The following is a 13224-nucleotide window of genomic DNA, read 5'->3' as shown; positions in this document are numbered from 1 at the left end:
AATCCGATAGGGGCGCCTGCCGGAGAGCGAAAACCGCTTCGCGGCGGACCTGCACAAGCGTTGACCGGAGCAAACCGGAAGGAATGACCATGACCACGAAACTGTCGCTCGCTACCCTCAAGGATGTCTCAGGCACCGCCAGCGTGCCGTCCTACGACCGGGGCAGCCTCAAGGCCGGCATCGTGCATTTCGGCGTCGGCAATTTCCACCGCGCGCATCAGGCGATCTATCTCGACGATCTCTTCAACCTCGGCCGCGATCATGACTGGGCGATCGTCGGCGCCGGCGTCCTTCCGTCCGATGCGGCCATGCGCGACAAGCTGGCCGGGCAGGATTTCCTGACGACGGTGGTCGAGCAGGACAACAACAGGTCCGGCGCACGCGTAACCGGCGCGATGATCGATTATCTCGCACCCGGCAATGCCGCCGCCACCATTGCGGCGCTTGCCGATCCGGCCATCCGCATCGTGTCGCTGACGATCACCGAGGGCGGCTACTTCATCAACCCGGCGTCCGGTGTCTTCGATCCGACCCACCCGGCCATCGCCGCCGACGCGGCCGATCCCGGCGCGCCGAAAACCGTGTTCGGCCTCATCCTCGCCGGCCTGAAGGCCCGCAGGGACAAGGGCATCGCGCCCTATACGGTGATGTCCTGCGACAACATTCCCGGCAATGGCGAGGTTACGCATGCGGCTGTCTCCGGCCTCGCGCGGCTTTCCGATCCCGATCTTGCCGACTGGGTCGATGCCAGCGTCGCCTTCCCGAACGGCATGGTCGACCGTATCACGCCGGCCACCGGCCCGCGCGAGATCGGCATCGTCGCGGACGAATACGGCATTGCGGATGCCTGGCCGGTCTTCTGCGAGGAATTCAAGCAATGGGTGCTGGAGGACAATTTCCCTCAGGGACGCCCGGCGCTGGAAGAGGTGGGCGTGCAGTTCGTGGCTGACGTCGCGCCCTACGAGCACATGAAGATCCGCATCCTCAATGGCGGCCATGCGGCCATCGCCTATCCCGCCGCGCTGCTCGACATCCATTTCGTGCACGAGGCGATGGAGGATGCCGATATCCGCGCCTTCCTGGCCAAGCTGGAACGCGAGGAGATCATTCCGGTCATCCCGCCGGTGCCGGACACCGACCTCAACGATTATTTCGCGCTCATCGAGCATCGTTTCTCCAACCCAAAGATCGGCGACACCATTCCGCGGCTTGCGCAGGACGGCTCCAACCGCCAGCCCAAATTCATCCTGCCCTCCACCGCAGACCGGCTTTCACGCGGCGAGGATGTCGTCGGTCTCGCACTGGTTTCGGCGCTGTGGTGCCATTATCTGGCCGGCAAGACGGACAGCGGCAAGGCGATCAGCTTCAACGATCCCAACATCGACCGCATCCATGCGGCCGCCCTGGCCGCCAGGGACAATCCGGCCGCGTTCCTCGAATTGAAGGAGATTTTCGGGTCGGTGGCGGATTCCGATCTCTTCCGCCGACGTTTTGCAGACGCGCTGCAAACCCTCCAGCGCGATGGAACGCGGGCGACCCTGAAGCGCTATCTGGAAGGCAATCTCGCAAATTGAAGGATGGCGGCCCATCCGGGCCTTTTCATCGCATTTGGCAGGAAGTAGGAGGGGGCTCTGAACATGGAACGGAACCTCATGGCCGCCAAACCGACGGAACTGGTCATCTTCGATTGCGACGGCGTGCTTGTCGACAGCGAGCCGATCTCGCTTGCGGTTCTCGTCGAGGCGCTGGCGACGGCCGGCGTGGTGATGAGCGAGGCGGAGGCGCATGCCCGCTTTCTCGGCCGCAGCCTCAAGAGCATGTCGGAAATCCTGCATGACGAATATGGTCTTGCGGTGGATGCGGCTTTTCTGGAAGCCATGCGCACGGCGCTTTATGCGCGCTTCCGTGCCGAACTCCAGCCGATCGACGGCATTGCCGAGACGGTCGACAGGCTCGGCATCGCCCATTGCGTGGCCTCGTCCAGCCAGCCCGAGCGCATCCGCCTCTCGCTTGCCGTGACGGGCCTTATCGACCGGTTCGAACCGAACATCTTCAGTGCCACCATGGTCTCGCGCGGCAAGCCGGCGCCTGATCTTTTCCTTCATGCGAGTGCTGCGATGGGCGTCGAGCCGGCGCGCTGCGTCGTGGTGGAAGACAGTCCGGCCGGCATTACGGCGGCCAAGTCGGCCGGCATGCGGGTTGTGGCCTTCACCGGCGGCTCGCATGCGCGCTCCCCGGAGCATCGCGACGCTCTTTATCGCCTTGAACCCGACGCGCTGTTTGACGACATGCGGGAATTGTTACAGTTTGTAGGCAACGAAAAGGGCGACGGGAAAGAGCATTGATGCGCGATCTGATCGTTGCGGTGGACATCGGCACCGGCAGCGCCCGTGCGGGCGTGTTCGACCGGAGCGGTGCTTTGCTGGGCCGGTCCGACCATGCCATCGCGATGCGCCGGCCGGCTGCGGATTACGCCGAACACGATTCCGAAGACATCTGGAGGGCGACCTGCGCCGCCGTGAGGGGCGCGGTGGCGGCTAGCGGCGTGGTTGCGTCGCGGGTCGCAGCGCTCGGCGTGGACGCCACCTGCTCCCTTGTCATGCGCGACACGCAGGGACGGCCTCTTGCCGTCTCCGACGCGGATGACAACTGGGACACGATCGTCTGGCTCGATCACCGTGCCCTCAAGGAGGCGGATATCTGCACGGAAACGGCGCATCCGGTGCTGGCGCATTCGGGCTTCGTGATGTCGCCGGAAATGCAGATGCCCAAGCTGATGTGGCTGAAGCGCCACCAGCCGGCGCAATGGGCGCAGGCCGGCTATTTCTTCGACCTCGCCGACTTCATCACCTGGCGCGCGACGGGATCGAATGCCCGCTCGCGCTGCACCATGACGGCGAAGTGGTGCTATCTCTCCCATGAGGCGAAACCTTGGAACGACAGTTTTCTCCAGGCGATCGGTCTGGAGGACATGGACCCCAGGGGCCTGCTGCCGCACGATATCCTGCCCGCAGGCGAAGCCGTCGGGCAGCTGACGCCGCAGGCGGCGGCGGATCTCGGCCTCGATATCGGCTGCGTCGTGGCGACCGGCCTCATCGATGCCTATGCCGGCACGCTGGGCCTTCTCGGTCCCTTCGCGGGTCAACCCGAAACGATGGAAACGCAGCTCGCGCTGATCGGGGGCACCTCGAGCTGCATCGCAGCCTTTGCGCGGGACAAGAAGTTCGGCCACGGTACATGGGGGCCTTATTACGAAGTGCTGCTGCCCGGGTGGTGGCTTGTCGAGGCAGGACAGTCGGCCACCGGGGCACTGCTCGACCATATCGTGCGTTCGCACAGCGCCGGCGGCGAGCCGTCCACTTACAACCATGCCCGCATCGTCACCCGCATTCGCAAGATGCTTGAGGACGGGGGTGGCGCGCTCGCCGGGCGCCTGCATGTGCTGCCGGATTTCCACGGCAATCGCGCGCCGCTGGCTGATCCGCATGCGCTGGGCGTCATTAGCGGCCTGACGCTCGACGCATCCTTCGACGGTCTTTGCCGGCTGTACTGGCGGACCTGTGTCGGCATTGCGCTCGGCATCCGGCATATCCTGGAAACCTTCAGCGAGCGGGGCTATCGGTTCGATACGCTGCATGTCGCGGGCGGCCATGTGCGCAACCCGCTGCTGATGGAACTCTATCGCGACGTCACGGGCTGCCGTGTCGTCGTGCCGGAAACCGAGGATGCCGTGCTTCTCGGCACCGCCATGGTCGCGGCCGTGGCAGGTGGCCTGCATGCCGATCTACCGGCAGCCGGCGCCGGCATGTATCCGGGCGGCCCGGCCTTTCTGCCGGATCCCGCCCGCAAGGCCGGATATGACAGCGATTACAAGCGATTCCTGGCGCTCCACCGGCACCGGGCGGAGCTCGAAAGCCTCGACGCATAATTTCTCAATAAATCTGCGAAACGACGGAACCAAATCCCGGGCCGCGGGTTCTTGTCCTCGTAACCGGTCTGCGCATATCCCCCAAATGCGAGGCCCTCGACCGGTTCACGGCCACGAGACCGTCCCCCCTCCGGTTCGTGGACAGTCAAGCAGCCAGTGCCGCAACGGCACTGGCTGTTTTTTTTGACAAAAATTCCCGAACAAAGAGCGGCGGTGGGCGTGCCATCCCACCGCCGCCCAGCCGCGCCGCCGCTACAGCTTGTCCGGGAGCAGGATCAAGCTGCTACGCGGGGCTGCGGCGTGAAGAGGAGAGCCTGATTGATGAGCACCTTCACCTGTTCGGGATCGAACGGCTTGGAGACGAGGAAGGCGGGTTCCGGCCGCTCGCCCGTGAGAAGGCGTTCCGGATAGGCGGTGATGAAGATGACGGGAATGTCCACCCGCGACAGGATGGTGTTCACGGCATCGATGCCCGAGGAGCCATCGGCGAGCCGCACGTCGGCGAGCACGAGGCCCGGCTGGCTGTCGCGCCACAGCGCCTCGGCTTCGTTCTGCGTCCGGGCGATGCCGGCGACGCGGTGGCCCATGCCGCTGACCATATGCGCGAGATCGAGCGCGATGAGGGGCTCGTCCTCGATGATCATGATGCCGGTCTCGGCTTGTGCCGCGATATCGGCGAAGGTTGCGTCGAGCAGGCGCCTGACGGTTTCGATTTCCTGATCGAGGATTTCGGCGGTGACTTCGACGGGGAAGCCCTCGACGGTCGCAAGAAGCAAGGCCTGGCGCGCGAGCGGCGGAACGGTGGAGAGGTCGAAGGGGTTTGCGACGCCCGGCAGCGGTGCATCCCTGCCGCGGCTGATCGAGACCGGCAGCGAGGAAATGATGCGGCTGAGAAGGCAGAAGAGGCGTTTCTTGTCATCGCCGCTCTCCGCCATGGTGGAGGGATCGATGAGGATCGTCTCCAGCATTGCGGCCACATAGGCATCGCCGGAGGACTGGGTTCCGGTGAGCGCGCGCGCATAACGGCGCAGCGCCGGCAGGTGTGGCCCGATGCGGTCGGAAATCGGCATGATTTATCCCCTGTTCTTGGAATTGCGACAATCGCAGTTGACGGCATGAACGCGCTCGCCGAAATTAGGTTCCGAACCATGGAACTTTTTTCAATGCCGGGCATTTCCAAGCCAAATACGCCTGACGGGCGCCTGGGACAACGAAAGTGGGCCGTGAGTGAATAGCTTGGAAAAGAAAAAAGAAACGAGACAGCCTCCCGCGAAGGTGAATGGCGCCAATGCGCAGATCGCGGTGAAATTGCGTGCATTCTATCATTCGGTGCAGGAGGAGACGCTTCCACAGAAGTTTCTGGATCTCCTCGAAAAGCTCGACGCTGTTGAAAACAGCGCCCAGCGGGTCGAGTGAGGGCACGCATATGGAGCAACCGACCACGTTCAAGCGGGAACTGCTGGCAGTTCTTCCCAGCCTGCGCGCCTTTGCGATCTCCCTGATCGGCCGGCACGACCAGGCCGACGACCTCGTCCAGGACACGATCATGAAAGCCTGGGCGAAACAGGAACAGTTCGAGATGGGCACGAACATGAAGGCCTGGCTCTTCACGATCCTGCGCAACGAACTTTATAGCAAGATGCGCAAGCGCGGCCGCGAGGTGCAGGATTCCGACGGAATCTTCACGGAGAATATGGCCCAGCATCCCTCGCAGTACGGCTCCCTGGACATGCAGGACTTCAAGAAAGCGCTGGAAAAGCTGCCGGATGAGCAGCGCGAAGCGATTATCCTTGTCGGCGCGTCCGGGTTCTCCTACGAAGAGGCGGCCGAGATTTGCGGTTGTGCGCTCGGTACCATCAAGAGCCGCGTCAATCGTGCCCGGCAGCGCCTGCAGGAGCTCCTTCAGGTGAGCGGAGAGAGCGACTACGGTCCCGATGCCGTGTCGGCGCCGATCACGTCGCGCGCCTTTGCATCGTGAGATGGTGAGGGGGGTGCCGTCACGATGACGGGGAAGGTAGAGGGGTAGGCGAAACGCGGCTGTGCCGGGCCTTCGGGTGCGCTCGGCGCGAGACGCGATTGCCTGACGAGAAGGTGTATGAAGAACACAGTTCAAGCATTGCCTATCGCTGACGCCGCGGTTCTGGACGTTCCAGACCGCTTGCCGGCGCTCGGCAATGCGACGCCGGAATTCTTCGGCCCCGACGCCGATTTCGACGGCATCGTCACACTTGCAGCAGGGTTCGTTTCCGCCCCGGTTTCGGTCGTCAGCCTGTTTGCTGATCAGGACCAGTGTTTTCTGGCGCGGCTCGGCACGTCGGAGATACGGGCGCCTTTGAAGCGGAGCTTCAACGCCTCTCTCATGGCCCACGGCGGTGATGCGCTGCTGGTGCCGGATGCCGGCGCTGACCCCCGCTTCTCCGATATCGAGACCCTTGGCGGTGCCCCCGATCTCTTGTCCTACGCGGGTGCGCCGATCATGATCGACGGCCGGCCGGTCGGCTCCGTTTTCGTCGGTGATGTGGCTGCCCGCCCTGATTGGCCTGCGGATCTGTTACAGCGGCTGGAGCAGCTTGCTTCGCTCGCGGCATCGCTGATCAAGCTCAAGGAAGAGACCCGCCGCCGCACGCTCGCGGCGGAGGCCATTTCGCGCGATGAGAAGCGCCATGCGCTGGCGCTGGATGCGGCCAATGTCGCAAGCTGGCTCTGGGATATTTCGACAGGGCTCATCTCGGGCAACGACACGTTCTATCGCATGTTCGGCGTGCAGCCTGCGCGCCCGCTCAGTGCGCGCAAGTTCTTCATGACCGTCCACGGCGCCGACCGCAAGCTTGCCATCGGGCGGCTGCGCCGCGCTCTGGCCTCCGGTAAGGAATATGACGGTCTCTTTCGCACCGCCAAGTCCGGTCGGTGGCTGCTTGGGCGCGGGCGGGTGCATGAGCGCGATGCGAACGGCAAACCGACGGTTTTCCTTGGCATCAACGTGGATGTGACCGATGCGCAGATCGCAACGGATCGCACGCGCCTTCTGCTGCGTGAATTGAATCATCGCGTGAAGAATACGCTGGCCATGCTGCAATCGCTCGCGCGGCAAACGCTGCGCCAGACGAGCGATCCGGCGGCCTTCATGGACGCGTTTGCCGGGCGCCTGCAATCGCTCTCAGAGGCGCACGGGCTGCTCAGCGATCATGAGTGGGGCGTCATCCGGCTGAAAATGCTACTCGAAAAGCAGATCGCGCCCTATGCCATCGATTTCGACCAGCAGGTGGAAATCCACAAGGACGAGGTGCAGCTCGGGCCAGACCAGGCCGTCGGCCTCGGTCTTGTGCTGCATGAACTGGCGACCAATGCGCGCAAATACGGCGCCTTCTCGGTTCCGTCGGGCAAGGTGGTCATCACCGCACGCGTCGTTGCCGAGGAAGGGCAGGGCGTGCTCAACATGACCTGGCATGAGATGGGCGGCCCGCCGGTCGCTTCCGCGTCTCGTCGCGGCTTCGGCTCCGTGCTCATCGAGCGCAGCCTCGACAAGATCCTCGGCAGCAGCGTTCATGTGGAATATCTGCCGCAAGGCGTAACGGCAGTCATACGACTGCCGCTTTAAACCTCACGCTTTTTTGGAAATGCAATGCTCAGTCGTCGTCGCGGCGGGATTTCGGAGCGAGCATGAAACCGAGCGCGAGTGCGATGGCCGTCGCGGCGAAGGGTTTGCGTGTCGCCATGGTGGCGGCAGCCGCCATGAGGTCACGGCGTGCGGCGAGCTGTTGCCGGCGCAGGCGGCGCAGTTCCCGCTCGCGCTTGTTGCGGGCGGCGACGATGCCGAGAATGATCAGCGCCAGGACGAGAAAGCCGCCCGCCAGTCCGAACAGGGCAGGGCCGGCGCCATAGTGCCGCGCAAGCAGGATGGCTGCGCCGACGATCGTCAGGACATAGGCAGTCAGCAGAAGCAGCCCGATCACAAGGCCGGCGATTGCACTTCGCTTGGCGATGTCCATGGTCTCGTCGACCCGGTCGGTAACACGGCTGACGAGATTTTGGACGAGAACGGCCCCCAGTGACAGCATGCTTTTGCGCTCCGCAAACTAACAAGGCGGGGAAGCCGCGCGGCCTCCCCGTTGAAAGACGTGTTCGATCAGCGGCGCAGCAGGCCGGCCAGCAGGAAGCCGGCGGCAGCAGCGATGCCGAGGGTCGCCAGCGGATGCTCGCGAACGGCTTCGCGTGCCTTGCGGCCGGAATCCTGGTAGCGGGACTGGAATTCCGCCAGAATATCCTCGCCGGCGGCGATCATGTCGCGGATATCGGTGTCTGCGCGGTTCTTCAGGCCGCGAACGGTATCGCGCGCATCCGCCTTGGCGGCGCGCGCCTTTTTGCGAATGCTGCTCGCGCCGCTTGCGGCATCGTCGGCCATGCTGCGGGCCAGCGCGGCGAGCTCTTCGCGCAGTTCGGCAATCTGGTCTTCGACGGCGCTTGCCTTATCGTTCAGATCTTCGCGGATGCTCTTCTTGCGCGATGAAAACATTCCGTTGGCCATACCGTTTCTCCTTTTCCGGACGCCTGCGTCAGGCGCGTGCGATACGCGCTCCACCCCCTTGGCGGAACGGTTTTCCGGCAACTTAACGTGGCAGGCGCAAAAAGGTTCCGAGAAATCAGTACGAGGCGGTGTGCGGAAGGACAAAAGGCACGCCCGGACCGGGCACGCCGTTGATGCGCATGCGGCAGCCGAAAACCGCTTCCATGGCATCGTCCGTCATGACGTCGGCGGGGCGGCCGGCATGGGCGACGCTGCCGTTCTTCATCATCACCATGTGATCGGCGAACATCGCCGTCAGGTTGAGGTCGTGCATGACCGCGATCACGCCGCCGCCGCCCTCGCAATAGCGCCTGGCCAGCTGCATGATGGTGAGCTGGTGGCGGATATCGAGCGCCGAAACGGGCTCGTCGAGCATGAGGAAACAGGGCTCCCCGTCGAGCACCGGCTCCCAGATCTGCGAGAGCACGCGGGCCAGCTGCACGCGCTGCTGTTCGCCGCCGGAAAGCTCCTGGTAGAAGCGGCCGGCAAAACCGCCGAGATCGACCGCGGCGAGCGCTTCGGACGTGATGGCGTCGATGCGCTCGGCATGGCGGTTGGGACCGACGGTGAGGCCGAGACGCACGATCTCCCGCACCGTGAAGGGGAAGGCGATGGCTGCGGCCTGCGGCAGCACGGCGCGCTTGACGGCAAGCTGCCACGGCTCGAGCACGCGGATATCGTGGCCGTTCAGGGTGATCTCGCCCTTGCTGGGCAGTTCACCAGCAATGGCTTTCATGGTGGTCGTCTTGCCGGAGCCGTTGGGGCCGACGATCGCGGTGATCTCGCCGGCTTTCGCCGTCAGCGAAACGCTGTGCACGATGGTCTTGCCGGAGAGGCTGACCGTCAGGTTTCTGGCGTCGATCATGTATCCTACCAGCCGTTGCGTCCGCGATGGCGCAGCAGCACCCAGAGGAAGAAGGGTGCGCCGGCGAGCGCGGTGATGATGCCGATCGGCACTTCGGCCGGCGCGACGATGGTGCGCGCCAGCATATCGGCGCCGAGCAGCAGGACACCGCCCAGCAGGGCTGACGCCGGCAGGAGATAGCGGTGGTCGGGGCCGATGACGAGGCGCAGCAGATGCGGCACCACGATGCCGACGAAACCGATGCCGCCGCTGACGGCGACCGAGGCGCCGACCGCGCCGGCAACGGCGACGATGGCGGTGTATTTAAGCCGCTGGACCTTCACACCCATGTGGAAGGCGGCGGCCTCGCCGAGCGTGATGGCGTTGAGCCCGCGTGACAGGAAGGGCACGACGACGAGGGCGAGCAGGATGATCGGCGCCGCGGCGGCGACCTTCGTCCAGGTCATGCCGGAAAGCGAGCCCAGGCCCCAGAAGGTGATGTCGCGCAGCTGCTTGTCATCGGCCATGTAGATGAGGATGCCGGTGACGGCGCCGGCCAGCGCGGAAATGGCGATGCCGGCGAGCAGCATCGTGGCGACCGACGTCTGGCCGCCGCGCGTGGCGATGCGGTAGAGCAACAGCGTGGTCAGGAGACCGCCGACAAAGGCAGCCGCCGGCAAGGTGAAGGCGCCGAGCGAGGCCATGAGGCCGGCGGGCACGCTGGCGCCGAGCACGATCATCAGGACCGCGCCCAGGGCGGAACCGGAGGATATGCCGACCAGGCCGGGATCGGCGAGCGGGTTGCGGAAGAGCCCCTGCATGACGGCGCCGGACATGGCGAGCGCCGCACCGATCAGGAAGCCGAGCAGCGCGCGCGGCATGCGGATATCGAGCACGATGATGCGGTCGCGCATGCTGAGAACGGTATCCTCGGTGCCGCCGAGCAGCGCGCCGATGACGCGCAGCGCGGATGCATCGGACGCGCCCGTCGCGATGGAGAGCGCGAGCGCGATCAGGGACAGCCCGACGAGGACGACCAGCGTCAGGCGGGCGACCGCGCTCCTGTCGCCTTCGGCGCGGGGCCGCGCGGTGCGCATCAGGCGGGAACCGTGCGCAGAATTGCGCAAGGCATCATTGAGAGACATTGCCGGTCTTGCCGTACAGTGCTTTGTTGAGGTCGCGGATGGCGGAAGCGGTGCGCGGACCGAAGCCGAGCAGGTGCAAACCGTCCATGCGCAGGATCGCCTTGTTCGCGGCGGCCGGCGTCAGCGAGATCGCCGGATGCTTCAGGACCTCCTCGTCGCTCGATCCGTGGCCCGGACGATCCATCAGCATGATGACATCCGGCTTGGCGTTGACGACGGCCTCGTCGGTCAGCGGCTTGTAGCCTTCGAAAGCGCCGTCCGTTGCATTGATGCCGCCCGACAGGCCGATGATGCCGTCCGCTGCCGTGTGGCCGCCGGCCGCCATGACCTTGCCGTTCTGGAAGCTCAGGACGAAGAGGACGCGCTTGCGCTCGCTTTCCGGCCGCTTGGCGGCTTCGGCGATGGCGGCATCCAGATCGGCGCCGACCTTTTCTTCCAGCGCCTTCGCCTTTTCCGGCACGCCGAGGAAGGTGCCGACGATATCGATCTTCTTCAGGATGGCCGCACGGTCGAAGCCTTCCGGAACCGTTTCGAAGGGAATGCCGCTGCTCTTCAGCACCGCCAGCGCATCGGCGGGGCCGCTGCCTTCGATAGCGAGGATGGCGGTCGGGTTGACGGCCATCACGCCTTCGGGCGAAAGCGCGCGCATATAGCCGACATCGGGCAGCTTCATGGCTTCCCTGGGATACATGCTGGTGGAATCGCGCGCCACGAGGCGGCCTTCTTCGCCCAGCGCATAGACGATCTCGGTGAGCGCACCGCCGATCACCACCACCTTGGAGGTGTCGACCTGCTGCATCTCCTGGGCGACCGCCTGGCGGACGAAGCCTTGCGAGCCCGCCGTCGACAAGGGCAGAAGCAGCGGGGCGGACAGCGCGAAGACGGTCAGGGCCACTTCCCAGGGGCGGGCGCGGCGGAAGTCGAAGCTCTTGCTCATGGTCTTATCCTCGGGTGGTGATCCTGCGGCGAAAGGTCCTCAGGCGGCGGCGCTGTCGGGGCGCGGCAGGCTTTCGAGAATCTCGCGCCAGTCGGCGCGCTCCGTCATGCCTTCCTTTCGCTTGCCGAAGAACTGCACGATCATTTCGCCGCTGGCATCGTAGGCCTCGAGCGACGTGACATGGCCGTCGCTGGTCGGCTTGCGCACGACCCAGCATTCGGCGACGTGATCGGTGCGCAGGTGCATGTGGAAGGTCGGATCCATGACGTTGATCCAAGGGCCCATCGGCTGGATGTTGTGGACGGGGCCGGTGTGGATCTGGATCGTGCCATGGTTGCCGACGAAGCACATGATATCGGCGCCCCGTTCGGCGGAGGCATGCAACAGGGCGCTCACGGCATCGGCGCGCACTTCATGGGCGAAGTCTTCACCGACGCTGCGGACGGCATCCTGACGGGCGATCTTGAGCTTGCGCAACATGCCGAAGAACTGGTGCGTATCCGTCATCGCGCTCCAGTTTTCGCGCAGGGCCTCCACGTCGACCGGGCCGGTCTCGACGGTCTTCTCCGAGATGACCTCGACGAATTCCTGCGACTGGTCTTCCAGGCGGAAGTCGGCGACGATCGCCTCATAGGCATCGAGGTTGGAAGCCGGACGCAGGTGAACCTTGTGGACCGCATCGCCGGCCTTGTCGAAGAACTGGAGGCTGCGGCGAACCTGGTCGCCGTCGGTCTTCGTCACGGCGAAGCCGTGCGCCCAGGTGCCGGGGAAGATGCGCAGGTCGATGTTCTCGCCGAGCACGATGGAGGCATGCTTGCCGGTGTTGATCTTCTCGAAGACGCCGATCTTTTCGTGCACCACGCTCTCGTTGCGGGTCAGCGCCATGACCTCGCCCAGCGCTTCGGAACGCTCCAGGAAGCGGTTGGCGTCACCATCGATGCGCACGGCCGTCAGCCCGACTTCCGCCGCCACGAGCGCCGCTTCCGAAATGCCGAGCTGGGCGGCGATGTCGCGCTCGCGCATCTTGGGATTTTCGGCGCGGAAGGCGCGGATTTCAGCAGGGGTCGGTCGGGTCGTATCGGTCATTGGGCGCGGCCTTCGTCGATATGTGTGTTGCAATTTTTTGGGCCTGCTTTTTTCCCGGGATTTTTCTCGGTGCAGCAGGGGTTTGACAGGAATTCTGGTGTTTACTATCTTGACTTGCTTACTCATATTTATCTATTGACGCAATACCAGTCTCAAGAAGTCATGTTAATTGTTCGGGCTGGTTGAAATGGCGATGGCCGCGCGAGCCGGCCGACAAGGAAGCAGGCGAGACCCATGATCCGACGCACCCTTCTGATTTCCGCGATGCTGTCCGCTGCCGCCGTCACCGGTGCCGCAGCCCAGGAGGCCGCAACAGCCAAGGGGCTGGATATCGAGCTGAACGCGCTGGCCGCATCGCAGAAGGGCTGCCTCTTCACCTTCGTCGCCGGCAACGGATTTGCACAGAACGTTTCGAAGGTGTCGTTCGAATTCGTGATCTTCAACGACAAGGGCACGGTGGAGCGCCTTGCGCTGCTCGACTTCCGTGACCTGCCGGCCGGCAAGTCCAAGGTGCGCCAGTTCGACGTGCCGGGCATCAAATGCGAGACGGTGAAGAACCTGCTGGTCAACGACGCCCCGGTCTGCGAGGGCGAAGGGCTTGATAAGGGCCGCTGCATGGATGGCATTGTCACGCGCAGCAAGGCGCCTGCCGGTCTCGACGGTTGAACCGAAGGTATTGAGGCGAGTGCGCGGTGCATGACGCGTCGCGATGCGTGAAAC

Annotated in this window: 14 protein-coding genes; 7 read left to right on the top strand and 7 right to left on the bottom strand. The window is 64.5% G+C overall.

What is annotated here, in order from left to right; genetic code table 11:
* The first annotated feature begins 89 nt into the window (after window positions 1–89).
* The 3 genes from GR158_RS03255 (at window position 90) to GR158_RS03245 (ending at window position 3928) form a co-directional block, all read left to right on the top strand.
* Complete coding sequence (locus tag GR158_RS03255; protein ID WP_160869929.1) at window positions 90–1574, top strand: mannitol dehydrogenase family protein; 1485 nt, start codon at window positions 90–92, stop codon at window positions 1572–1574.
* Between the two features lie 78 nt (window positions 1575–1652).
* The gene (locus GR158_RS03250) at window positions 1653–2345 is read left to right on the top strand and encodes an HAD family phosphatase (RefSeq protein ID WP_134652367.1); all 693 of its coding nucleotides are present in this window, start codon (window positions 1653–1655) and stop codon (window positions 2343–2345) included.
* A complete protein-coding gene (locus tag GR158_RS03245; protein WP_160869927.1) occupies window positions 2345–3928 on the top strand; it encodes an FGGY-family carbohydrate kinase in 1584 nt (527 codons plus the stop codon). The genes GR158_RS03250 and GR158_RS03245 overlap by 1 nt, the downstream gene beginning before the upstream one ends.
* Before the next feature lie 275 nt (window positions 3929–4203).
* On the opposite strand, the gene GR158_RS03240 is transcribed toward GR158_RS03245, so the two are convergent.
* Window positions 4204–4998: a response regulator gene (locus GR158_RS03240; RefSeq protein WP_134652371.1), complete on the bottom strand. Its 795-nt coding sequence runs from the start codon at window positions 4996–4998 to the stop codon at window positions 4204–4206.
* 166 nt (window positions 4999–5164) lie between these two features.
* On the opposite strand from GR158_RS03240, the gene GR158_RS03235 reads away from it, so the two are divergent.
* The 3 genes from GR158_RS03235 (at window position 5165) to GR158_RS03225 (ending at window position 7526) form a co-directional block, all read left to right on the top strand.
* Window positions 5165–5344, top strand: a complete 180-nt coding sequence (locus GR158_RS03235; protein ID WP_202402124.1) for a NepR family anti-sigma factor — start codon at window positions 5165–5167, stop codon at window positions 5342–5344.
* 10 nt (window positions 5345–5354) lie between these two features.
* Window positions 5355–5906: an RNA polymerase sigma factor gene (locus tag GR158_RS03230; RefSeq protein ID WP_160869925.1), complete on the top strand. Its 552-nt coding sequence runs from the start codon at window positions 5355–5357 to the stop codon at window positions 5904–5906.
* A gap of 117 nt (window positions 5907–6023) precedes the next feature.
* Window positions 6024–7526 (top strand): sensor histidine kinase, encoded by a 1503-nt coding sequence (locus tag GR158_RS03225; RefSeq protein ID WP_160869923.1) that lies wholly within the window; start codon window positions 6024–6026, stop codon window positions 7524–7526.
* A 28-nt stretch (window positions 7527–7554) separates the two neighbouring features.
* Here the strand turns inward: GR158_RS03225 and GR158_RS03220 are convergent, their stop codons facing one another.
* From GR158_RS03220 to GR158_RS03195, 6 genes are all read right to left on the bottom strand, one after another.
* Window positions 7555–7986, bottom strand: coding sequence for a hypothetical protein (locus GR158_RS03220; RefSeq protein WP_160869921.1), 432 nt, complete (start codon window positions 7984–7986; stop codon window positions 7555–7557).
* Between the two features lie 68 nt (window positions 7987–8054).
* Window positions 8055–8453 carry a DUF883 family protein gene (locus GR158_RS03215; RefSeq protein WP_160869919.1) on the bottom strand — a complete coding sequence of 133 codons (399 nt, stop codon included), beginning with the start codon at window positions 8451–8453 and terminating at the stop codon, window positions 8055–8057.
* Between the two features lie 115 nt (window positions 8454–8568).
* Complete coding sequence (locus GR158_RS03210) at window positions 8569–9357, bottom strand: heme ABC transporter ATP-binding protein (protein ID WP_160869917.1); 789 nt, start codon at window positions 9355–9357, stop codon at window positions 8569–8571.
* A gap of 5 nt (window positions 9358–9362) precedes the next feature.
* The gene (locus GR158_RS03205) at window positions 9363–10481 is read right to left on the bottom strand and encodes an iron ABC transporter permease (protein WP_134652385.1); all 1119 of its coding nucleotides are present in this window, start codon (window positions 10479–10481) and stop codon (window positions 9363–9365) included.
* Window positions 10468–11418: a hemin ABC transporter substrate-binding protein gene (locus GR158_RS03200; protein WP_160869915.1), complete on the bottom strand. Its 951-nt coding sequence runs from the start codon at window positions 11416–11418 to the stop codon at window positions 10468–10470. Before GR158_RS03200 ends, GR158_RS03205 begins: the two co-directional genes overlap by 14 nt.
* Window positions 11419–11457: 39 nt before the next feature.
* The gene (locus GR158_RS03195; protein ID WP_160869913.1) at window positions 11458–12504 is read right to left on the bottom strand and encodes a hemin-degrading factor; all 1047 of its coding nucleotides are present in this window, start codon (window positions 12502–12504) and stop codon (window positions 11458–11460) included.
* A 234-nt stretch (window positions 12505–12738) separates the two neighbouring features.
* On the opposite strand from GR158_RS03195, the gene GR158_RS03190 reads away from it, so the two are divergent.
* A complete protein-coding gene (locus GR158_RS03190) occupies window positions 12739–13170 on the top strand; it encodes a hypothetical protein (RefSeq protein WP_134652391.1) in 432 nt (143 codons plus the stop codon).
* The last annotated feature ends 54 nt before the right edge of the window (window positions 13171–13224 follow it).

The sequence above is a fragment of the Shinella sp. AETb1-6 genome, assembly GCF_009826875.1.
In the GTDB taxonomy this organism is placed as follows: domain Bacteria; phylum Pseudomonadota; class Alphaproteobacteria; order Rhizobiales; family Rhizobiaceae; genus Shinella; species Shinella sumterensis.
This window is presented reverse-complemented; position numbering and strand designations above follow the sequence as displayed.

Excerpts from the sequence above, each read along its gene's own strand:
- GR158_RS03255 (WP_160869929.1), top strand. The coding sequence starts at position 90 with ATGACCACGAAACTGTCGCTCGCTACCCTCAAGGATGTCTCAGGCACC.
- GR158_RS03250 (WP_134652367.1), top strand. The coding sequence starts at position 1,653 with ATGGCCGCCAAACCGACGGAACTGGTCATCTTCGATTGCGACGGCGTG.
- GR158_RS03245 (WP_160869927.1), top strand. The coding sequence starts at position 2,345 with ATGCGCGATCTGATCGTTGCGGTGGACATCGGCACCGGCAGCGCCCGT.
- GR158_RS03240 (WP_134652371.1), bottom strand. The coding sequence starts at position 4,998 with ATGCCGATTTCCGACCGCATCGGGCCACACCTGCCGGCGCTGCGCCGT.
- GR158_RS03230 (WP_160869925.1), top strand. The coding sequence starts at position 5,355 with ATGGAGCAACCGACCACGTTCAAGCGGGAACTGCTGGCAGTTCTTCCC.
- GR158_RS03225 (WP_160869923.1), top strand. The coding sequence starts at position 6,024 with ATGAAGAACACAGTTCAAGCATTGCCTATCGCTGACGCCGCGGTTCTG.
- GR158_RS03220 (WP_160869921.1), bottom strand. The coding sequence starts at position 7,986 with ATGCTGTCACTGGGGGCCGTTCTCGTCCAAAATCTCGTCAGCCGTGTT.
- GR158_RS03215 (WP_160869919.1), bottom strand. The coding sequence starts at position 8,453 with ATGGCCAACGGAATGTTTTCATCGCGCAAGAAGAGCATCCGCGAAGAT.
- GR158_RS03210 (WP_160869917.1), bottom strand. The coding sequence starts at position 9,357 with ATGATCGACGCCAGAAACCTGACGGTCAGCCTCTCCGGCAAGACCATC.
- GR158_RS03205 (WP_134652385.1), bottom strand. The coding sequence starts at position 10,481 with ATGTCTCTCAATGATGCCTTGCGCAATTCTGCGCACGGTTCCCGCCTG.
- GR158_RS03200 (WP_160869915.1), bottom strand. The coding sequence starts at position 11,418 with ATGAGCAAGAGCTTCGACTTCCGCCGCGCCCGCCCCTGGGAAGTGGCC.
- GR158_RS03195 (WP_160869913.1), bottom strand. The coding sequence starts at position 12,504 with ATGACCGATACGACCCGACCGACCCCTGCTGAAATCCGCGCCTTCCGC.
- GR158_RS03190 (WP_134652391.1), top strand. The coding sequence starts at position 12,739 with ATGATCCGACGCACCCTTCTGATTTCCGCGATGCTGTCCGCTGCCGCC.